General features: G+C 63.5%; 18 protein-coding genes. 14 read left to right on the plus strand and 4 right to left on the minus strand.

Features of this window, described 5'->3' with window-relative positions; translation table 11 throughout:
- The first annotated feature begins 8 nt into the window (after nt 1-8).
- The 5 genes from O3297_RS25435 (at nt 9) to O3297_RS25455 (ending at nt 5,614) form a co-directional block, all read left to right on the plus strand.
- Entirely contained in the window at nt 9-1,550 is a 1,542-nt protein-coding gene (locus O3297_RS25435; RefSeq protein WP_305050717.1) for a sugar ABC transporter ATP-binding protein, read from the plus strand.
- Nucleotides 1,547-2,629: an ABC transporter permease gene (locus O3297_RS25440; protein WP_370385448.1), complete on the plus strand. Its 1,083-nt coding sequence runs from the start codon at nt 1,547-1,549 to the stop codon at nt 2,627-2,629. The genes O3297_RS25435 and O3297_RS25440 overlap by 4 nt, the downstream gene beginning before the upstream one ends.
- Entirely contained in the window at nt 2,626-3,600 is a 975-nt protein-coding gene (yjfF, locus tag O3297_RS25445; protein WP_070279994.1) for a galactofuranose ABC transporter, permease protein YjfF, read from the plus strand. Before O3297_RS25440 ends, yjfF begins: the two co-directional genes overlap by 4 nt.
- 4 nt (nt 3,601-3,604) lie before the next feature.
- Complete coding sequence (locus O3297_RS25450) at nt 3,605-4,579, plus strand: glycoside hydrolase family 43 protein (protein ID WP_305050719.1); 975 nt, start codon at nt 3,605-3,607, stop codon at nt 4,577-4,579.
- 93 nt (nt 4,580-4,672) lie between these two features.
- Nucleotides 4,673-5,614, plus strand: coding sequence for a LysR family transcriptional regulator (locus tag O3297_RS25455; protein ID WP_034752932.1), 942 nt, complete (start codon nt 4,673-4,675; stop codon nt 5,612-5,614).
- A 209-nt stretch (nt 5,615-5,823) separates the two neighbouring features.
- Here the strand turns inward: O3297_RS25455 and O3297_RS25460 are convergent, their stop codons facing one another.
- The 4 genes from O3297_RS25460 to O3297_RS25475 all read right to left on the minus strand — a co-directional run bounded on the left by O3297_RS25460 (nt 5,824) and on the right by O3297_RS25475 (nt 10,189).
- Complete coding sequence (locus O3297_RS25460; protein WP_211548870.1) at nt 5,824-7,089, minus strand: DUF6445 family protein; 1,266 nt, start codon at nt 7,087-7,089, stop codon at nt 5,824-5,826.
- 46 nt (nt 7,090-7,135) lie between these two features.
- Nucleotides 7,136-7,867 carry a hypothetical protein gene (locus O3297_RS25465; protein WP_099389774.1) on the minus strand — a complete coding sequence of 244 codons (732 nt, stop codon included), beginning with the start codon at nt 7,865-7,867 and terminating at the stop codon, nt 7,136-7,138.
- Nucleotides 7,868-7,902: 35 nt separating this feature from the next.
- Nucleotides 7,903-8,724, minus strand: a complete 822-nt coding sequence (locus O3297_RS25470) for a hypothetical protein (RefSeq protein ID WP_305050723.1) — start codon at nt 8,722-8,724, stop codon at nt 7,903-7,905.
- A gap of 85 nt (nt 8,725-8,809) precedes the next feature.
- Nucleotides 8,810-10,189 (minus strand): caspase family protein, encoded by a 1,380-nt coding sequence (locus O3297_RS25475; RefSeq protein WP_305050724.1) that lies wholly within the window; start codon nt 10,187-10,189, stop codon nt 8,810-8,812.
- 187 nt (nt 10,190-10,376) lie between these two features.
- Between O3297_RS25475 and O3297_RS25480 the strand changes: the two genes are divergently transcribed.
- The 9 genes from O3297_RS25480 to O3297_RS25520 all read left to right on the plus strand — a co-directional run bounded on the left by O3297_RS25480 (nt 10,377) and on the right by O3297_RS25520 (nt 20,308).
- Nucleotides 10,377-11,141 carry a hypothetical protein gene (locus tag O3297_RS25480; protein ID WP_070258472.1) on the plus strand — a complete coding sequence of 255 codons (765 nt, stop codon included), beginning with the start codon at nt 10,377-10,379 and terminating at the stop codon, nt 11,139-11,141.
- Entirely contained in the window at nt 11,138-12,190 is a 1,053-nt protein-coding gene (locus O3297_RS25485; RefSeq protein ID WP_305050727.1) for a hypothetical protein, read from the plus strand. The genes O3297_RS25480 and O3297_RS25485 overlap by 4 nt, the downstream gene beginning before the upstream one ends.
- A 27-nt stretch (nt 12,191-12,217) precedes the next feature.
- Nucleotides 12,218-13,081 carry a hypothetical protein gene (locus tag O3297_RS25490; protein ID WP_305050728.1) on the plus strand — a complete coding sequence of 288 codons (864 nt, stop codon included), beginning with the start codon at nt 12,218-12,220 and terminating at the stop codon, nt 13,079-13,081.
- 1 nt (nt 13,082) lies between these two features.
- Nucleotides 13,083-14,687: a hypothetical protein gene (locus tag O3297_RS25495; protein WP_257219324.1), complete on the plus strand. Its 1,605-nt coding sequence runs from the start codon at nt 13,083-13,085 to the stop codon at nt 14,685-14,687.
- Entirely contained in the window at nt 14,662-15,573 is a 912-nt protein-coding gene (locus O3297_RS25500; RefSeq protein WP_099389780.1) for a glycerophosphodiester phosphodiesterase family protein, read from the plus strand. The genes O3297_RS25495 and O3297_RS25500 overlap by 26 nt, the downstream gene beginning before the upstream one ends.
- Nucleotides 15,574-15,777: 204 nt before the next feature.
- The gene (locus O3297_RS25505; protein ID WP_305050730.1) at nt 15,778-16,803 is read left to right on the plus strand and encodes a LacI family DNA-binding transcriptional regulator; all 1,026 of its coding nucleotides are present in this window, start codon (nt 15,778-15,780) and stop codon (nt 16,801-16,803) included.
- Nucleotides 16,803-18,290, plus strand: a complete 1,488-nt coding sequence (locus tag O3297_RS25510) for a sugar ABC transporter ATP-binding protein (protein ID WP_305050732.1) — start codon at nt 16,803-16,805, stop codon at nt 18,288-18,290. The genes O3297_RS25505 and O3297_RS25510 overlap by 1 nt, the downstream gene beginning before the upstream one ends.
- A complete protein-coding gene (locus O3297_RS25515; RefSeq protein ID WP_305050734.1) occupies nt 18,271-19,278 on the plus strand; it encodes an ABC transporter permease in 1,008 nt (335 codons plus the stop codon). The genes O3297_RS25510 and O3297_RS25515 overlap by 20 nt, the downstream gene beginning before the upstream one ends.
- Before the next feature lie 103 nt (nt 19,279-19,381).
- Nucleotides 19,382-20,308 carry a substrate-binding domain-containing protein gene (locus tag O3297_RS25520; protein ID WP_370385449.1) on the plus strand — a complete coding sequence of 309 codons (927 nt, stop codon included), beginning with the start codon at nt 19,382-19,384 and terminating at the stop codon, nt 20,306-20,308.
- The last annotated feature ends 44 nt before the right edge of the window (nt 20,309-20,352 follow it).

A 20,352-nucleotide genomic window follows, 5' to 3' on the forward strand; every position in this document is an offset into this window, starting at 1 on the left:
CTTGCCGCATGATGAAGACGCAAGTGAAACACAATGCCGCGCCAGCTCCCTTGCTGGAGTTGCGCGGCATCAGCAAGTCCTTTCCCGGCGTCAAAGCCCTCAGCGACGTAGCCCTGCGCCTGTATCCGGGTGAAGTGCACACCTTGATGGGACAAAATGGTGCCGGGAAATCGACCCTGATCAAGGTGCTGACGGGCGTCTACACGCCCGACAGCGGCCAGATTTTGCTCGATGGCAAGCCCATTGCGCCCGCGTCCACCTCGGATGCCCAAGGACTGGGCATCAGCACCGTGTACCAGGAAGTCAATCTGTGCCCGAACCTGTCGGTGGCGGAAAATATCTTTATCGGCCGCTATCCGCGCCGCTTTGGCGCTATCGACTGGCGTGGCATGCAGCAACAGGCGCGTGCCTTGCTGCAGCAATTGCAGATCGATATCGATGTCACGGCGCAACTGTCCAGCTTTCCGCTGGCCATCCAGCAAATGGTGGCCATTTCGCGCGCGCTGAACATTTCGGCCCGCGTGCTGATCCTCGATGAACCCACGTCCAGTCTGGACGAGGCGGAAGTCAATCTGCTGTTTTCCGTGCTGCGCCGCCTGCGCGAGCAGGGCATGGCGATTCTGTTCGTCACGCACTTTCTGGACCAGACCTACGCCATTTCCAACCGCATCACCGTCATGCGCAATGGCGAGCGCGAGGGAGAGTACGCGTGCAGCGAGCTGTCGCGCCTGGCGCTGGTGAACAAGATGATCGGCGTGGCGGCCGACACCGTGGCGCAAGAGCTTGATCTGGCGCAAGACGCGGGCGCCGCCAGCTTTGGTCCGACCGTGCTCGAAGCGCAGGGACTGGGCCGCAAGGGCGCCTTGCTGCCCATGGATTTCCACATCCGCCAGGGTGAATTGCTGGGCCTGGCCGGCTTGCTCGGTTCGGGCCGCACGGAACTGGCGCGCCTGCTGTTTGGCGCCGACAAGGCCGATTCCGGCACGATCACGATGCAGGGCCAGCCGCGCCACTTCAGCGTGCCGCGCGATGCGATTGCCCGGGACATCGGCTTTTGCTCGGAAGACCGCAAGCATGAGGGCGCGATTTTGTCGCTGTCCGTGCGCGAAAACATCATCCTTGCCTTGCAGGCCCGCACGGGCTTGCTGCGCGCCATTCCGTTCAAACGCCAGCAGGCGCTGGCCGACGAATATGTGAAAGCGCTCGGCATCAAGACGGCCAGCATCGAAACCCCCATCGGCAGCCTGTCCGGCGGGAATCAGCAAAAAGCCTTGCTGGCGCGTTGGCTAGTGACGTCGCCCGCCATGCTGATCCTCGATGAACCGACGCGCGGCATCGACGTGCGCGCCAAGCAGGAAATCATGAGCTATGTAAGCAAGCTGTGCCGCAAGGGCATGGCCATCCTGTTCATCTCGTCGGAGCTGCCGGAAGTGCTGCGCTGCAGCGACCGCATCGTCGTCATGCGCGACCGCAAGGCCTGCGGCGACTATGCGCGCGGCGAGCTGGACGACAGTTCCGTGCTGCAAGTGATCGCCGGAGACGCCACATGAGTTTATCCACGCCATCGAGCGCGCCGCTGGCGCGTGCGGCTTCCCTTACGAATGCTTCCATGTTGCAGAGTGTCTTGCATCACCCCCTGAGCCGGCCCCTGGCCGCGCTGTGCTTGCTGTTGCTGGTCGACTTCTTCGCCATCCCCGGATTTTTCCATCTGGAAATTCGCGACGGTCACCTGTACGGCAGCGTGATCGACATCGTCAACCGCGCCGCACCGCTGATGCTGGCAGCCTTGGGCATGACCCTGGTGATCGCCACGCGCGGCATCGATATTTCCGTGGGCGCCGTCGTGGCCCTGTCCGGCACCGTGGCCGCCATGCTGATCGGCGGCACCATGGTGATGGAAAATGGCGTGCCGACCTATGTGAGCAACATTCCCATGGGCTGGGCCCTGGCCGCCGCCCTGGGTGCGGCCTTGCTGTGCGGCGCCTGGAATGGCGTGCTGGTGGCGGGCCTCGGCTTGCAGCCCATCGTCGCCACCCTGATCCTGATGGTGGCCGGGCGCGGCTTGGCGCAACTGTTGACGGATGGGCAGATCGTCACCGTCTACTACCAGCCCTTCTTTTTCATCGGCAGCGGTTACCTGTTCGGCTTGCCGTTTTCCCTGTTTCTCGTCGCTGCCGTGTTCCTCATCACGGCCGTGCTGATGCGCAAGACGGCCCTGGGCCTGTTCATCCAGGCCGTCGGCATCAATCCCGTCGCCGCGCGCCTGGCCGGCATCAAGACGGCGACCCTGATCTTCTTCGTCTACGTGTTTTGCGCGGCCTGCGCGGGGCTGTCGGGCCTGATGATCAGCTCGAACATCAAGAGCGCCGACGCGAACAACGCTGGCCTGATGCTGGAACTGGACGCCATCCTGGCCGTGACCCTGGGCGGTACGTCCCTGGCTGGCGGCAAGTTCAGCTTAGTCGGCAGCATGATCGGCGCGCTCATCATCCAGACCCTGACCTACACCATCTATTCGCTGGGCGTGCCGCCGGAAGTCAACATGGTCGTCAAGTCGGTCGTCGTCTTCCTCGTTTGCCTGTCGCAATCGTCGGAATTCAAGCAATTGCTGCATCGGAGAAAAGCATGAAGGGTTTGCTGCACACCCCGTATTTCACCTCGCTCGTCACGGTCTTGCTGCTGGTGGTGATGCTGGGCCTGGGCGGCGCCGCCTACCCGGGCCTGCTGTCGACGCAGGTCATTTTTAACTTATTGATCGATAACGCCTTTTTGCTCGTCATCGCCGTTGGTATGACCTTCGTCATCGTGTCCGGCGGCATCGATCTGTCCGTCGGTTCCGTGCTGGCCCTGTCGACCATGATTGCCGCCTGGCTGCTCAACGTGGCGCACTGGCCGCCGCTCCTGGTGATCGTCACCGTGCTGGCGCTGGGCACCGTATTTGGCGCCAGCATGGGCGCGCTGATCCATTATTTCAAATTGCAGCCGTTCATCGTCACCCTGGCCGGCATGTTTCTGGCGCGCGGGCTGTGCTACTTGATCAGCATCAACTCCATCACCATCGATGATCCGCTGTTCGTGGCCATGTCGCAGACGCAGTTGCAATTTCTCGGTGGTTTTGTCTCGCCGGGCGTGGTGATCGCCGTGGTCACTTTGCTGCTGGCCATCTGGCTGGCGCACGCCACGCCGTTCGGCCGCGCCGTGTATGCGATCGGCGGCAATGAACAATCGGCCTTGATGATGGGGCTTCCTGTCGGCCGCACCAAGGTGCTGATCTATGCCTTCAGCGGTTTTTGCGCCTCGCTCGGCGGCGTGCTGTTTTCGTTCTACATGCTGTCCGGCTATGGCTTGCATGCGCAAGGCACGGAACTGGACGCGATTGCCGCCGTTGTCATCGGCGGCACCCTGCTCAGCGGTGGCTATGGCTATGTGGCGGGCGCGCTGTCGGGCGTGCTGGTGCTGGGCACCATCCAGACCCTGATCGCCTTCGACGGCACGCTCAGCTCGTGGTGGACCAAGATCGTCATCGGCGGCCTGCTGTTTGTCTTTTGCGTCGTGCAAAGACTGATGGCCATGGGCCAGAAAAATACCAACGGGAGTTAATCTGATGTTCAAGCAACACACACTTGCCGCAGCCATCGGCATGGCGGCGGCGCTCGCCTGCGCTCCATTCGGCGTGCAGGCGGCCAACCCCATCGTGAAAAATATCTACACGGGCGACCCGGCCGCGCTGGTCGACAATGGCAGGGTGTACCTGTACGTCGGCCACGATGAAGCGAGCGCCACGGATACGGATTACCGCATGAACGAGTGGCGCGTGTATTCCTCGTGCGACATGGCGAACTGGACGGACCACGGCTCGCCCGTGCGTTACTCGACCTTCGCGTGGGCCGGCAAGGATGCCTGGGCCGGCGACATCGTCAAGCGCGACGGCAAGTACTATTTTTACTCCACCGTCGACCACAAGACCATCGCCGGCAAGGCCATCGGCGTGGCCGTGTCCGACAGCCCGACCGGGCCGTTCGTCGACGCGCGCGGCAGCGCCCTGATCACGAACGACATGACGAAGCAGACGGCCATTCCCTGGGACGACATCGATCCGGCCGTCTTCATCGACACGGACGGCCAGGCCTATATTTATTGGGGCAACACGGTCTTGAAATACGCCAAGCTGAAAGCGAATATGACGGAGCTGGACGGCCCGATCCTGACCTTCGGCATGGATGCGTTTACGGAAGCGGCGTATATGCACAAGCATGCGGGCACCTACTACCTGTCGTACTCGCGCAACTTCCCCGAGGAAACGGCGTACTCGACGGGGTCGACGCCGACAGGGCCATGGCATTTCCGCGGCACCATCATGGACAAGAATGCCGTCGTGAAAACCATTCACCAGGCCATCATCGAATTCAACGGCAAGTCCTACATCTTCTATCACAACGATAAATTGCCCGGCGGCGGAGAATACCGGCGTTCCGTGGCAGTTGAGGAGCTGAAATACAAGCCCGACGGCACCATTGAATTCATCCAGCAGACGGCCGGTCCTGCCGCCAATCCCAGCGCCGCCTGCAAGGCATCCTGAACGCTCGTTGACTACGCACAAAAAGGAGACACACTGATATCTATAACATCGATATTGAGTTAGAACCGATATCGATCATGATATGATTTATTCATGGATACCCTCAACCCCAACTGGTTCTTGCGAGCCCGCCTGAAGACGCGGCAACTGCTGCTGTTGATCGCCCTTGACGAGCAGCGCAACATCCACCGCGCGGCGGAAGAATTGCACATGACGCAGCCGGCCGCGTCCAAGCAAATCAAGGACCTGGAAGAGATGCTGGACGTGCGCCTGTTCGACAGGTTGCCGCGCGGCATGGAGCCGACCATCTACGGCGAGACGATGATACGCCACGCGCGCATGGCCTTGACGAGCCTGTCGCTGGCGCATGACGATATCGTCGCCCTGAAGTCGGGCTTGACGGGCCAGGTGGAAGTGGGCGTCATCATGACGCCGGCCATGGCCTTGCTGCCGCGCGCGATCGCCCGCATCAAGCAGCAGGCGCCGCTGATGCGCATCGGCGTGCACCTGGAGCACAGCAATACCCTGATGGACATGCTGCAGCACGGCACCCTGGACTTCATGATCGGGCGCATCCTGGAAAAGGAAAGCAGCGCCGGCCTCATCTACGAGGAATTGACGGAAGAGCCGGCCAGCGCCGTGGCGCGCAATGGCCATCCGCTGCTGTCGCGCAAGAATTTGCAATTGAAAGACCTGGCGGGCCAGCCGTGGATCTTGCCGCCGCAAGGCAGCATCCTGCGCCACCGCTTCGACATGATGTTCCGCCGCGCGGGGCAGGAGCCGCCTGTCGACGTGGTCGACACGACCGCCTTGTTGCTGATTACGTCCTTGCTGCAGCAAACGGACTCGCTGCACGTGATGCCGACGGAAGTGGCGCACTACTATGAATCGTTGAACGTGCTGAGCATTTTGCCCATCGAATTGCCGTGCAAGATGGATGCGTTCGGCATCATCCGCCAGCAGGATCATCTGCTGTCGCCGGGGGCGGATATGCTGCTCAAAGCTGTACGGGCGACCGCCGCGGACATGTATTGACGATCACCCAATAAAACGTCCATGGCGTTGTTGCCGTGCCTTGTCGTACATTCGTACTGCCTGCGGCACGGCGCCTGGCCCTGAACATTTTCTTCGGCGCCGTCACCAACTTCGGGGATTTTTACCGCCAATTAATCGGGCACTTCAAAAAAGACAGGTAGGTCGGATTAGCCCGCAGGGCGTAATCCGACAATACCCGCGCAGCATGCTTAATCGGGCACTTCAAAGAAAAACAGCTGCACCAATCGCCCATTCTCCGGCGTATCGCCAAACACATTGCTGATCGAGTGAAAGTAATGTCCCTTGTACACGATCAGGCGGTTATGGCGCATGGGCACTTCCAGCAGCGCTTGCCAACTGTCGCGCTGTTCCTGCAAGTCGTTGAATTTCTGCACTTTACTGTTCGGCAGCCAGCGTTTCTGGAAATCCTTGAAGCTGGCATAGCCGCCCGCTTTCACGTCCGCTTCGGGCAGTCTCCGGTACCAGCCGCTGGGCTGGTGGCGCCAGAACGTGGTGCCGCCCTGGCACTGCTCGGGCGGGTTCAGATACAGCACGCCCGCATAGAAATTGAAATTGTTGCCCGTCTCATTGTCCACGTGGATATCCGTGCGCGCCATCGCGTCCGCATAGCTGAGGCGGTAGGACCCGTTGTCGGGCGAAATGAAACGGATGGGTCGGCCCAGGGCCGTGGCGATGCGCTCCATGATGGCTTGACTGGGCTGGCCCGCCGTCTGGCTGCCAGGATAGTTTTGTCCCGCATAGCGCTGCTGCTCGAACGGCAACGCCAGCGCCTGCGCGCGCCAGGCGGCCGGATCGGGCAGGAAATCGTCGAGGATGTGCAAATCCGTTTCGCGGATAAAATCGTGCAGGGTGTCCGCGACATTGAGCGGCGTCAATGTCTCTGCCTGTTCCGCTTGCGGATTGGCAAAGCCGATGCAGCACGTTTGCGCCAGCGCAGGATGCAGCGCCAGGCCTTGCGCGTAACGGGCCAGCGCCAGTTCCTGCTGGCCCGTGCGGTAGTACAGCTCGGCCAATCCCTGCAGGGTTTGCCAGCGCTGCGGACGCAAGGCATGGGCCCGTTCCAGCTCGGCGATGGTATCCGCCAGTTGCTGTTTGCCCATCAGCAATTCGGCATGGCTGATGGCGAAATCGTGTTCGTGCGGCGCCAGCCGCGCCGCCGTGGCGTAGCTGGCCAGCGCCGCCTCGTTGTCCGTGCCGCGCAACACATTACCGAGGTTGTAGTGGAACAGGGCATTGTCGGGCTGTTGCTTGAGCGACAGTTTTAACAGGCCCAGGCCGATGGCGCCCTGACCCAGTTCCAGCATCGCCAGGCCCTGGAAATGCTGTGCTTCGGCCAGGGCCGGGTTCAGTTTATGGGCGGCCTGGTAGGCGTTGATCGCCTCGATCAGCTTGCCTGCCTGCTGCAGCCGTTGCCCGTTTGCCAGATGTTGTTCCGCCAGTGTCTGTTCGCCCATGTCGCTATCCCGATGCAATGTGGCGAACAGTGTAACCGAGCCCGTTCTACTGCGCCTGGCTGACGGGAATTTCTTCCCCGTTCAGCTTGATCGCCACCTTGACGATCTGCGCCTTGACCTGATGGCTGGCCATGTCCGCTTCCTGGGCGTAGGCGTACACGACGATGGCGAAGTCCTTGTAGCCGCTGCGCGCCGCCTCGATCTTGCGCGCCGCCTCCTGGTCCACCTTCAGCAACGAATAACCGTCGCCATTCGTGAACGCCAGCTTGTAGTCGCCGTTGTCGTACATGTAGTAATACGTACCCGCTTCGGCGAACTTGGCGGGGAAGGCGGCCTTGTCCATGGCGTACGGCGACAGCGCGCCCTGGCCATTGATCTGGTAGCGCAGGTAGCGCCTGGTTTTCGCTTCGCTGACCTTGGCGTCGATCTGCGGTTTCAGGGCGTCGAGCACTTCCTGCTTGCGGAAGGCATCGTTGCTGCCCGCATATTCGCGCGAGATGCGCTGCGCCACGGCCGCATAGTCGGGCGGCACGCCGGACAGGGCGATGTAGCTGTACATCAACTGGTTGCCGCTGGTGATGTCGACATAGCTGGACGTTGGCGTGGCGGCGTCCGCTTGCGGCAGGCTGGCGGCGGCCGCTTTTACCTGCGCCTTGGCGGCCAGGTCCGCGACATTCGCGGCGACGGGGGCAGAGGCGGCTGGTGTGGCGTTATCCGTCTTGCCGCAGGCGGACAGGAGCACGGCGATGGCGAGAAGGGCGGGGAAAGTGCGGTTCATGGTATTTCCTTCAGTATGGGTGTGTAAGAGGTGACTTAGCCGACGGTTTTGCGTTTGTATTCGCCATAACCGTAAGCGGCCAGGACAATGCTGGCGGCCAGCACCAGGTAAAAACCGATGCCGAACGAGAGTCCCTGCCAGACCTGCCCCAGCATTTCGCTGGCCATCTGCTCGGCCATGCGTGCCGCGCGCGAGCCCATGATGCCGCCCATGGCGTTGCCCGCGTCGCTGACGGCGCCCTTGATCTTGATGAACAGCAAGCTGCTGTGGATGACGACGAACAGCAGCGGCGCGCACTTGCCCAGCGCCGCTTTCGGGTGGCTGCTGGCCATGGTGGCGCAGCAGGCGGCAATGGCCAGCAGGAAGAAGAATTGTGCCGAGGTAAAACCGCCGCCGCCATCGCGGGCAAAGCTTTCCAGGCTGTCGGCGGACAGGCCCAGCAGCTGCCAATAGGTGCGCGAAACGGAGGCGAACAGGCGGATGCCGATGGTGTTGAAGACAAAGGCGCCGGCGATCAAGACGCCCAGGCTGGCCAGCACCTTGATGCCCAGGGCGGACACGGCCTGGCTCCACAGCTGCTGGCCCTTGTCGCGCGCCAGTTTCGCCGCGCCGGCCATCTCTTCCTGCGCCAGTTGCTGCGTTGCCACGGCGCTGACGGTGGCGAGGCTGCCTGCATCGTCGAAGCGCACGTCGACGACGGCATTGATGGCGGGCGCCACGTCCGAACGCCAATGCGTGGCCACGTCGAAGGCATGTTGAATGCCGGCCACGCTGACGGAACCTTGTCCGCTCGGTTGGTAGGCGAGGATGCGGCCCCGTTGGCCGGTGGTGATTGCTGCTGGGCTGGATGGTTGCATGGAATTTCCCTGGTCACTGTCATGCTGTATTGCATGTACCCACGGATAACGGGGGCAGTTCAGGGAAATCCAAAATTATTTTGAATTATTTTTTCGGCGGCTGCATCAGGTCCTTGGCGGCGCCCTGGTAATCCTTCATCAAGCCCATGAAGGCGTCCTGCAAATGCCGGGCAGCATCCTGCGGCGGCGCGCCCGTGCGCCGCGCCAGGTCGAATTTATACGCGTGCGCGGCCGTGTAGCCGGCCTGCGAGGCGGCGTCCAGCAGCACGCCGGCCCGTTTCAGCGAGGCCGGATCACCTTTGACCATCAGCAATTCCGCCAGATAGGTCTGGGCAATCGGAAAGTCTTTCGCGGCAGCTTTTTCCAGCCACTGCATGCCCGCCTTCGGCTGTTTCACACCCGCATCACCGCCGCCGATGCCATAGCCGAGGGCCGTCAGCGCCACCAGGTCGCCGCCCCGTGCGCGCTTCTCCAGTTGCTGGCGGGGAAATGGACGGGCCGCGATCTGCATGCGGATTTCATAGTTGATGTCTTGCAGCACGTTGCCTGGCCACACCTTGGCACCGGGCGGGGCAGGCTTCTCCACCGTCGGGGCAGGCGCGCGCATGCCGTTGTTGCCCGATGCCAGCACGCCCGGCGCCGGCGGGCTGACGCCCTTGCCGCTGCCCATGTTCAGTACCAGCCGTGCCGACGTTTCGCCAAACGACACGCGGGGCTTTTGCACGTCGTGCGTCATGGCGGCGACCCGTGCCGCCACTTGCGAAAACACGTCGCCCATGGACAGGCCCGGTGCGTCGAGCGCGTCGAGCAGGGCGCTCGTGTAGGGACTGTTGCGCGAATCAGGCGACCAGAAATCGCGCGCCAGGGCGCCGGGGCCGGCTGAATAGGCGATCACCACGCCGCGTGGTGCTTGCGTGTCGGCAAAGCCATGGCTGGCCGCATTGCCGCCGCCGGGAACCACCACGGCGCCGCCGCGCGTATATTCCTGGCGGCAAGCGTCAAGGATCAGCACGGCGCCGCGCGCGCCCGTGCGCTGCAAGTCGCCCGCCAGGCTGGAAACGGACACGCCCTGCGCGGCAATGGCGGCCGCACTGAGCGCATTCATGTTCGCGCCCAGCGGCAGCACATAATTGGCTTCGCCCGCCTGCGCGCCGTGGCCCGCGTAAAACACGAGGGCGATATCGGCGCCGCGCGCCTGCGTGGAAAACTCGGCCGAGGCCTTTTGCAGCTGCGCCGCATTGATGTCCGTGCGCAACAGCACTTCAAAGCCCAGGCGGCGCAAGCGCTCGGCCATGGCGCGTGCATCGTTCACGGGGTTCAGCAAGGGTTGCGGATAGGCCGCGTTGCCGATCACCAGGGCGATGCGCTTGCCGGAACCGCTGGCGGCGGTCCCCACGGCCGCTTGCACGACATTGCCGCAGAGTAAAAAGATGAGGCTGAAAAACAGGGGAATCAGGCGATGCATCGGGGTCTCGGGGATTGTCGTGTGAGTAACAAAAGTTAGCGATTTCCAGTACGGTATGAGAAAATTGCCTAAATGCATTTTACCTGACTGACAAGTTTGTCTTGTTGTCCAGCGTATTTCCTCTTTACCGGCCAGCCTCGCTCCCGGCCAGTGGCGCGCGCCGCCCCAACACACGATCGGACCGGCTGTGCAATCGGAACAATTTGAACGGATTCATGCTTTCTGGACCCGCCGCCCGCAGCTGACACAAGGCGAACTGGGCGAGTTTTACCAGCGCGTCATCGCCGCGCTGACGCCATGCCGCCCGCGCGAGGCGGCGTCGCTGGGCGATTCACTGGCCGACTTGCGCCACCAGTTTTTCATTGAAAAAGTCCTCCACAGCGATAGTGACGCGGCGCCTCACCACGTCGGCGCCCTGTTTCTGTACTTCAAGCGCTTCATCATCGACCAGCTGCGCAAGCAGCGCATCGAGGAGGATGCCGATGCGCAAGAAGGCTGCGAACTGCGCGCACCCGACGCCTATGCGGAAGCGCTGCGCGATTACCGGCTCACGCCACAGCAGGTGCGCGAGGCGGCCGACAGTTTTATCACCACCTTGCCCCGTGACTTGATCTTGCTGCTGCGCCATTGCGGTTGCGGCGGCATGCCCGTCAAGGAACTGGCCGAGCAGATCGCTTCCGCGCATTACCACGGCGGCAAGCTGGGTCTGGTGCACAGGCAGAAGGACGATCCTGCCAGCGCGGGACGCCAGATCGTCGAACCGGCCCACCGCGCCACCTTGCTGGGCAGCTGGGTCTTGAGCCTGCTCAAGCTGCGCGTGGGGGACTCTTTGGCCGCGCGCGACATGCAGGCGGCGCAAATAGTTTTGGATATTTTATGTGTGGCTGCGTTATCCCTGCACATGGACCCCGTGTCCACCCACCCGAATACTGATGAAAGGCCATCGGCATGACTGCATTGACGCCCACACTGGCCATCGTTGCCGCGCGCCTGCCGTCGCCACCGTCTTCCACCGACATGCTGGACGACGAGGTGGCGGGCGATACCCCCGACTGGCGCGACATTCCCGTGCCGGAACACGTGATGCAACGCTTCGCGCGCCGCAGCGACGCCGCACCGCTGGCAGCAAGGCCCATCGCCGGTGGACAGATTCACCTGCTGGCGCGCTGTCCCGGCTTCGGCGCCGTGCTGCTCGACGCCTGGGACAGCACGCGGCAGCGCTGGCGCGGCTGGCTCGTCACGCCGGATACGGCGTATGCGGATGCCTGCGGCCTGGTGGTCGAGGAGCGCGACGCGCCCGCCGATCCGCGCGCGGGCCTGGTGCTGTGCGACATGCCGGTGACCCTGGCCGTGACGGACCTGGGCGCCTGCCTGGGCGTGTTCAGCCAGGACCGCCTGCAGGCGGCGCGCTGGCTGGAAACGCATGGCCGGGCGAACGGGGCGGGGGTAGCTGCGGCACCGGGCGTGATCGCCCGCGTGGCCTTGCCCGGCGACGATTACGTCTTGACGGGCACGCCGCTGTCTAGCGAACTGGGCAAGGATGGCCGCGTGGCGTACCGGCAATTGCTGCGCCAGGGGCTGCAGCAATTGCAGATCGCTTCGGCCGATGCGGCCGCATCCCAAACGACGGCACCGATATCGAGGCCTGTGCAGGCAGCCAATGCGAACCGCTGGCTGAAGATCGTCACGGCCGTGGCCGCCAGCGTGATGGTGGTGCAATCGGCCTGGCTGTTCCTGCCGAAAGAGGGCGCCATCGTCGGCAATGCGGAGTTCCGCAACGGTGCTCCACAGCGCAGCGGCGTCGAGAAGGGCGTGCGCATGCGCGTGCTGTTCCGCGCCGAGGCCACGGAGGCGGAAATCCGCACCTGGCTGCAGCGCGAGCAGCTGGAAATCGTCGCCGGGCCGGACACGCTGGGCGCCTTCACCCTGCTGTCGCGCGACCGCCAGAAAGTCTTGCCGCCGCCAGGCCCGGGCAATCCCCTGGCCGTGATCAATCCCTGACCCCGAAATAAGAGAAAGTTATCGAGCATGACAATGTATAAGAACTTTGCATCCGCGCACTGGCGCAAACTGGCCATGGGCCTGGCTGCCGGCGTCCTGTTGACGGGCTGCGCCATGACGCCGAATGGCCGTGGCGGCGTGCTGGTGGGCCTGGATACGGCCGAACTGTTCGGCACGCCGATTTCCACCTTCCGCCTGCGCGACGGCACGGAAGGCACCTTGCGCAAGGATCCGAAGGGCAAGTATTCCATCAAGCTGTCGCAGGCGTTCCGCGTCGTGCCGCTGGACAAGGCCATCACGGCCCGCGTGGCGCGCGTGGAAAACGTGGGCGAGCGCACCGTCGTGATCGTGGAAACCCAGGAGCGCGGCTGCGCCTACCGCTATGAAGTGCTGGCTTTCCAGGGCACGGACGTGCTGCAGTGGACGGTCGGCAATTGCAAGGACCGCCCCCGCGTGGAGATGGCGGCGGACGCCAAATCGCTGAATATCGATTTCCCCAATTACAACCGCCTGTCGCGCATGATCTACACGGACAACCGCCTGCTCAACGCCAGCGTGGCCGTGCCGCCCGGCGTCGATACGCGCGCGCAGCCGTTTGCCGATGACGCCTTGCGCGCCACCGGTCCCGCCATCGCCACCATGCCCGGCAGCGACAGCGGCCGCGTGATCCCGGCGCCACCGGCCCCGGCATCGGCCCCGGCACCTGCCGCCGCGCCGAAAGCGGGCAGCCGCGCCAGCGCCAAGGCGCGCCGCCAGGACACCCCGGCCAGGGCGGCGGCGCCCGCGGCCATCAGCCTGCCCGCGCCGCGTGCCGCAGCGGCTGCTCCGGCGGCGCCGATGATCTTCCAGGCAGAAGAGATCAAGCCCGTCGTCATCGATTTGAGGAAATAAGATGGCCGCGAGTTTGCGCAGTCTGCAAATCCGGCAGACCCTGATTCTGATCGTCCTGACGATCATTTACCTGTGCTTCGAGCTGGGCTTCAATGCCCGCCTGCTCGACGTGGTGGGCGGCAACGTCAAGCCGGAAGACGTGGAAGGGGTGGAATTCTATGGCCGCAGCCTGTCCGGCATCGCCGCCGCGCTGGTGGTGCTGCAGCTGATGTGGCGCCGCCGGCTGAAGAACAATGGCAGCGGCCCTGGCTGGGTAAAAATCATCGTTTGCTGCCTGGTCACGGCCGGCGTCGTCTTCGGCGTGCTGAAGACCACGGTGAATGTGCTGGTCAATACGCGCGACGCGGAATTTCGCCGCATGGCCTTCAACACCACCTTGCTGCAGCGCTCGCTGGTAGGCGGCAGCCTGCAACTGCAAGGCCTGGTCGACGATCCGACCCTGTTCGCCAAGCCGGAAGGCAAGTCCTTCCTGGCCCTGTTCCCCTTCCTGGCCGTGTCGGTGCGGCATCTTGACGAGCGCATGGGGCCGGCCAAGGAGCAGCTGGTGCGCGCCAACGTGCGTCAGGTGGCAGGCGGCCCGTCCGGTTACTATGACAAATATCAGGAAGCCATGCGCGAGCTGGCCGGCAAGTGGGAGCTGTATGCGGGCATCATTCCCGACAGCGATGCCGGTTTGCGTGCCAAGCAGCAATCCTCGTGGCAGGAATACGTGAGCAGCCTGTCGCGGCGTGGCTGGCAGCCGCATTCCGTGCCGATGCGGCGCCAGGCCGCCGTCGTCAATAATGTGCGCAAGAAAGTCCCCGTGCCCGCCAACTGGCGTACCGACGATGAGCGGGGCTTCCGCGCCGCCGTCAAGCGCCGCTACACAGCCGAGGCGGCCAGCAAGGGCGTCACCGTGCGCGGCGAACGCATCCCGCCGGGCTTGCCGTTTGCCGCCTTTGTCGCGCGCCCTGGCGTGCAGGCGGAATTGCGCGAAGCGTTGAAACTGCCTGCAGGCGCCACGGTGCAGCCAGCGTATGCCAGTCCTGCCGAGTTCGGGCGCCTGTTCGAGCAGTTCCTCGATCGCCAGACGGCGGAAAAACTGGTGGAATACCGCGCCAGCCGCACCGACTTTGAAGCGGGTGGCAGGTTCTTCCATGAAGGCAAGGAAGCGGCGCGCGCCGCCATCGTGCCGCCCGTGGCCCTGTTCTTCTCGCTGCTGGGCGCCATCGGCCACTTTTCCAAATTGCTGTACCTGGTCGCCACCGTCGTATTATTGCTGCTGGCCATGCGCCGTGGCGAGCAGGCGGGTGCCGATGGACAGCTGAGCCGCCGTTCCGCCTGGATCGCCACGGGCGTGCTGGCGACCGCCTTTGCGGGCAGCTGGGGCATGCTGTCCATTCTCGACAACAACGTCACGCGCAGCGAGCTGTTCGGGCAAATGCTGGACTGGGCGCGCCAGCCCGAGCCCGACAGCACGCGCTGGCAAATCGCCGGCAAGGGCTTGCTGGCCAATATCACGCACGTCGTGGCGGTGGGGCAGGGCTACAGCTACCCCGTCAACGAAGCGATCCGCATCCACGTTTTGCAGGGAATTCATTATGGCTATCACGCGCAACAAAAATAAGGCGGCTGCGCTGGCATTGCTGCTCAGCACGTTCTGCACGTTGGTACAGGCCGACTGCCTGGGCATGAAGGTGCACGCCCACCGCGGCGCCGGCAATGCGCCGGAAAACTCGCTGAGCGCGCTGCGCAACACGTATTTCGGCACCTGGGATGGCGTCGAGACGGATTTGCAGCTGCTGGGCGACGGCAGCTGGGTGGTGCACCACGATCTGTTGACTGGCCGGGTGGTCGACACGGGATCGCCGCGCACCGTCAAGCAGCTGACGGCCGACGACTGGCGCGCCGCCAGCATGAAGAACCGTGGCGTGGCCACGCCGGAAACGCCGCCGTTCGTCAGCGACGTCGCCGACCTGGCCACGGCTTTCCCTGCGAAAACCCTGAATGCGGAAATCAAGGATGTCGTCTCGTCGTGCGCGCCGATCGCCACCCTGGTGGCGCAGTTGCGCACGAACATCAAGCACGGCAACTGGTTCCTGACGTCGGGCGTGCCGAATAACCTGGCGTGCGCGCGCCGCGCCGACCCGCAGGGTTATCTGGGCTTGCTCGTGTTTGACGCGCGCAATGCCCAGGCGGCCGGCGCCAACCGGGTCAGCCGCTATATCGCGAAAAATGCCCGCCCGCCCAAGCTGGACAAGCCGTGGCTGCAGCGCGTGCAGCAGCAGATCGGCATGCCCACGGGCGTGCACGTGGATGCGCGCAGCCTGGACGCCAATCCGAATCTGCTGGGCGACGCCGCCAGCCTGAACATGCCCGTCTTCGTCTACGCCGTCGATGGCGACTCGGCCCTGGCCGCGTCCTTGCTGCGCGCGCAGCAGCGCAGCCACCGCTGGCCCAGCGGCGTCATTCTTGACGGCAATCCCGAGACGTTTTGCGCGATGATGAAATAAGTTCTCCCTGATCTGCGGCACGGCGTTTTGCCGTGCAGCAGAATACCTCGCCGCCACAGAAATAGCCGCTTGCGGCTGCCCGCGCAGGCCCACTCTTGTGCCGCCTTTCTGCCTCTTTTTTGCGCATTGCAGCATCGATATTGTTTGCATCGGGCGCGCGACTGGCTTATAAATGTAATCGATTACATTTTATTGAAAAGCGCCATGCCAGCAGCCGTTCCCTCTCCATTGCCGACAGAAACCGTCTCCATCAGCGCCGTCGCCGCGCATGCGGGCGTGTCGGTGGCCACCGTCTCGCGCGTGATGAACGAGCAGGCCGGGGTGCGGGCGCCCACGCGTGACAAGGTGCTGGCGTCCGTGGCCGCGCTCGGCTACCGCATGAATCATCTGGCGCGCAGCCTGCGCACGGCCGAGAGCCGCATGCTGCTCACCATGGTGCCCGACGTGGGCAACCCCTTCTATGCGCAGATCGTGCGCGGCATCGATACGGTGGCGCGCGAACACGGCTATTTCGTCTTGCTGTGCGACACGGGCGCCGACGCGGGCCGCGAGCGCTCGTACTTCGACTTGCTGCGCATGCACCGCGCCGATGGCGCCATCTGCCTCGACCCGGACACGGTGCAGCATGCCCTGTCGCATGAATCCGTCAGCCTGCCGTGGGTGGCGTGCTGCGAATTCGATCCCGCCGTGGCCGTACCCTATGTCGGCATCGACAACCACCGCGCCGCCTCCGACGCCGTCGCGCATTTGCTGTCGCGCGGCCATACGCGCATCGGCCTGATCAACTCAGACGAGCGCTATCTGTACGCGCGGCAACGCCAGCAAGGCTACCTGGACGCCCTGGCGGCGGCCGGCCTGCCCGTACAGCCGCAGTGGGTGCACACGGTGCAAAGCCTCGATTACGAAGCGGGCACGGCCGCCACCTTGCGGATGATGGCGGGACCGGATGCGCCCACGGCCATCTTTGCCGTGTCCGACACCCTGGCCATCGGCGTGCTGAGTGCGCTGCGCCAGCTGAAAAAAAGGGTGCCCGAAGACGTGGCCGTCATCGGCTTCGATGATATCGCCATCGCCGCGCAGATCGATCCGGGCTTGAGCACCATCGCCCAGCCGATGCGCGAACTGGGCGAGACGGCGGCGCGATTATTGCTGCAGCGTCTGGCGGACCCGGCGGCCAGTGTGCCGGGCGTGCTGCTGCAACACCAATTAATTCTGCGAGGGAGTGCATAGTGAGCGTTGCCGTCGGTTTCGAGGGGGTCTGCAAGGATTTCGGCCCCGTGCGCGTCTTGCATGGCGTCAGTTTCAACCTGTCGCCAGGACGCGTGTATGGCTTGCTGGGCGAAAATGGCGCCGGCAAGTCGACCCTGATGAAAATCCTCGCCGGCTATGAGGCCGTGAGCGAAGGGCAGTTGCTGATCGATGGCCAGCCCCGGCGCTTTAGCAACTCGCGCGCGGCGGAGAGCGCCGGCATCGTGCTGATCCACCAGGAATTCAACCTGGCCGAGCACCTGACGGTGGCGCAAAATATGTTCCTCGGCCACGAAAAGACGCGCGGCTGGCTGCTCGACGAGGCCGCCATGCAGGAAGAAGCGTCGCGCTATCTGAAACAGGTGGGCCTGGACGTCTCGCCCGACACGAAAATTCGCGACCTGATCGTGGCCGAGAAGCAACTGGTGGAAATCGCCAAGGCCCTGTCGCGCCGCGCCCGCCTCCTGATCATGGACGAACCGACGGCCACCCTGACGTCGTCGGAAACCCAACGATTGTTTACCGTCATGGCTCAGCTGAAAGCGGACGGTGTGACCATTTTGTATATATCCCACAAGCTCGACGAAGTGGAGCGCAACACGGACGAGGTCATCGTCATGCGCGACGGGCGTTTCGTCACGCGCGAGCCGACGGCCAGCCTGACGCGCCAGCAGATGGCGAACCTGATGGTGGGACGCGAATTGTCCGACATGTTCCCGGCCAAGGTGGCGCTGGCGAAAGAAGCTCCTGTGCTCCTGAAGGTCGACGGCCTCTGCGTGCCCGGCTGGTCGAAAGACCTGTCGTTCGAGGTGCGCGCCGGCGAAGTGCTGGGCTTTGCGGGCCTGGTGGGCGCGGGGCGCACGGAATCGTTCGAGGCCTTGCTGGGCTTGCGTCCACGCAGCGCGGGCACGATTGAGCTCAATGGCCAGCCGGTGGATATCCGCACGCCCAAGCAAGCGATGCAGCACGGCATGACTTACCTGAGCGAAGACCGCAAGGGAAAAGGTCTGCATGTGAACCTGGGCTTGCGCGAAAACCTCACCATGATGACGATGGAGCGCTATGCGCGGCCGTGGCTCGATGTGGCAGGCGAGAAAGCGGCACTGGCCAAGGCGGTGCTGGACTTCAATATCCGCACGGGCGACCTGGACAGCCGCGCGCGCATGCTGTCGGGGGGCAACCAGCAAAAGCTGGCGCTGGCGAAATACCTGCATTCCGACCCGCGCGTCGTCGTGCTCGATGAACCGAGCCGCGGCGTGGACGTGGGCGCCAAGCGCGACATTTACTTTTTGATACACCGCCTGGCCGCCGAAGGGCGCGCCGTGATCGTGATTTCATCCGAACTGATCGAATTGATTGGCCTGTGCCACAGAGTCGCCGTGATGCGCGCCGGCACCTTGCAAGCCACCCTGTCTGCTGACCACCTGACTGAAGAGGAGTTGATTGCCCATGCAACCGGCACGCACTGATACCACCGTATCCCCTATTGCTCGATTCGGCGCGCGCATCAAGGGCTTTGGCCCCGTGCTGGGCCTGCTGGCCCTGTGCATCGCGGGCACCTTGCTCAATGGCGATTTCGCCACCTTGGACAACCTGATGAACGTGCTCACGCGCACGGCCTTCATCGGCATCATCGCCGTCGGCATGACTTTCGTGATTATCTCGGGCGGCATCGATTTATCGGTCGGCTCCATGGCGGCCCTGATCGCCGGCTGCATGATCTATTTCATGAATGCACTGGCGCAAGGGGCCGGGGGGGATCTGGCGCCGATCACCATGCTGGTGCTGGGCATCGCCATGGCGCTGATCCTTGGCGCGGGCTTTGGCCTGATGCATGGCTTGCTCATCAGCAAGGGCAATATCGAGCCGTTCATCGTGACATTGGGCACCCTTGGCATCTTCCGCGCCGTATTGACGTACCTGGCCGATGGCGGCGCCCTGACCCTGGACGCCACCCTGTCCGAGCTGTACAGCCCCGTGTATTACACGAGCGTGCTGGGCGCGCCGATACCGATCTGGATTTTCCTCTTCGTGGCGGCGGCCGGCGCCATCATCCTCAACCGCACGACCTTTGGCCGCCACGTGCAGGCGATCGGTTCCAACGAGCAAGTGGCGCGCTATGCGGCCATCAATGTTGATAGAGTCAAGATTGCCACCTATATGCTGCTGGGCGTCTGCGTGGGCATCGCCACGGTGCTGTACGTGCCGCGCCTGGGCTCGGCCACGCCGACCACGGGCTTGCTGTGGGAACTCGAAGCGATTGCCGCCGTTGTCGTGGGTGGCACGGCGCTGAAGGGAGGCGAGGGACGCATCGTCGGCACCGTGATCGGCGCCATCCTCTTGTCCGTGATCAGCAATATCCTGAATTTGACCAGCATCATCAGTGTCTACCTGAATGCCGCAGTGCAAGGCGTGGTGATCATCTCCGTCGCCTTCCTGCAGCGAGGCCGCAAATAAAACAAGAGCGGCGTTCTGAAAGGGCGGCCAACGGGCGCCCACAACCTTGGAGGAGAGCAGCATGAAGAGCTTTATACGGGTAGCAGGGATGGCAGTGCTGGTGATGCAGGCGTGGGCGCTGCCGATGGGACCGGCGCAGGCGGCCGAGAAACTGGTGGTGGGCGTGGCCATTCCCACCGCCACGCACAGTTTCACGTCGGGTATCGTGTGGTGGGCGAACCAGGCCAAGGCGGAGCTGGAAAAAGCCCATCCTAGCCTGAAAATCATCGTCAAGACGGCCGCCACGGCGCCCGAGCAGGCGAACCAGTTGCAGGACATGTTGACGGTGAACAAGATCAACACCCTGGTGATCTTCCCCATCGAATCGGCCTCGCTGACGCAGCCCGTGGCGCAAGTCAAAAACAAGGGCGTGTATGTGACGGTAGTGGACCGTGGCTTGACGAACACGCAGTCGCAGGATGCGTACATCGCGGGCGACAACACGGCCTTCGGCAAGCTGCCGGCCGAATACCTGGCGAAGAGCCTGAATGGCAAGGGCAATATCGTCGTGCTGCGCGGCATGCCGACCACCCTGGACAACGAGCGCTACGATGCATTCAGTGCCGTCATGAAAGGCCATCCCGAGATCAAGGTGCTCGATGCCAAGTACGGCAACTGGAACCGCGACGATGCCTTCAAGGTCATGCAGGATTACCTGACCCGCTTCAAGCATATCGATGCCGTCTGGGCCGCCGATGACGACATGGCCATCGGCGTACAAAAAGCCATCGCGCAAGCCAAGCGCACGGACATCAAGCAAGTGTTCGGCGGTGCGGGCGCGAAGGGTGCGGTGAAAAAGATCATGGATGGCTCCGACCCGCTGATCGTGGCCGACGTATCGTACTCGCCCAAGTTCATGTACGACGCCATCAAGCTGACGACGGAAGCGCGCCTGAAAGGTGATAAATTGCCGGCCAACACCATCATCCCGTCGGTGCTGATCACGCGCGAGAACGCCAAGCAGTTCTACTTTCCGAACTCGCCTTTTTAACGACACCCCAAAACAAGGACTGGGGTCGTACCCTCAGGATACGA

It is taken from the genome of Janthinobacterium sp. SUN128, assembly GCF_030587275.1.
GTDB lineage: Bacteria > Pseudomonadota > Gammaproteobacteria > Burkholderiales > Burkholderiaceae_D > Janthinobacterium > Janthinobacterium lividum.

Bases quoted from the DNA above. Each gene is read 5' to 3' on its own strand.
- O3297_RS25435 (WP_305050717.1), top strand. From the start codon at position 9: ATGATGAAGACGCAAGTGAAACACAATGCCGCGCCAGCTCCCTTGCTG.
- O3297_RS25440 (WP_370385448.1), top strand. From the start codon at position 1,547: ATGAGTTTATCCACGCCATCGAGCGCGCCGCTGGCGCGTGCGGCTTCC.
- yjfF (WP_070279994.1), top strand. From the start codon at position 2,626: ATGAAGGGTTTGCTGCACACCCCGTATTTCACCTCGCTCGTCACGGTC.
- O3297_RS25450 (WP_305050719.1), top strand. From the start codon at position 3,605: ATGTTCAAGCAACACACACTTGCCGCAGCCATCGGCATGGCGGCGGCG.
- O3297_RS25455 (WP_034752932.1), top strand. From the start codon at position 4,673: ATGGATACCCTCAACCCCAACTGGTTCTTGCGAGCCCGCCTGAAGACG.
- O3297_RS25460 (WP_211548870.1), bottom strand. From the start codon at position 7,089: ATGGGCGAACAGACACTGGCGGAACAACATCTGGCAAACGGGCAACGG.
- O3297_RS25465 (WP_099389774.1), bottom strand. From the start codon at position 7,867: ATGAACCGCACTTTCCCCGCCCTTCTCGCCATCGCCGTGCTCCTGTCC.
- O3297_RS25470 (WP_305050723.1), bottom strand. From the start codon at position 8,724: ATGCAACCATCCAGCCCAGCAGCAATCACCACCGGCCAACGGGGCCGC.
- O3297_RS25475 (WP_305050724.1), bottom strand. From the start codon at position 10,189: ATGCATCGCCTGATTCCCCTGTTTTTCAGCCTCATCTTTTTACTCTGC.
- O3297_RS25485 (WP_305050727.1), top strand. From the start codon at position 11,138: ATGACTGCATTGACGCCCACACTGGCCATCGTTGCCGCGCGCCTGCCG.
- O3297_RS25490 (WP_305050728.1), top strand. From the start codon at position 12,218: ATGACAATGTATAAGAACTTTGCATCCGCGCACTGGCGCAAACTGGCC.
- O3297_RS25495 (WP_257219324.1), top strand. From the start codon at position 13,083: ATGGCCGCGAGTTTGCGCAGTCTGCAAATCCGGCAGACCCTGATTCTG.
- O3297_RS25500 (WP_099389780.1), top strand. From the start codon at position 14,662: ATGGCTATCACGCGCAACAAAAATAAGGCGGCTGCGCTGGCATTGCTG.
- O3297_RS25505 (WP_305050730.1), top strand. From the start codon at position 15,778: ATGCCAGCAGCCGTTCCCTCTCCATTGCCGACAGAAACCGTCTCCATC.
- O3297_RS25515 (WP_305050734.1), top strand. From the start codon at position 18,271: ATGCAACCGGCACGCACTGATACCACCGTATCCCCTATTGCTCGATTC.
- O3297_RS25520 (WP_370385449.1), top strand. From the start codon at position 19,382: ATGCAGGCGTGGGCGCTGCCGATGGGACCGGCGCAGGCGGCCGAGAAA.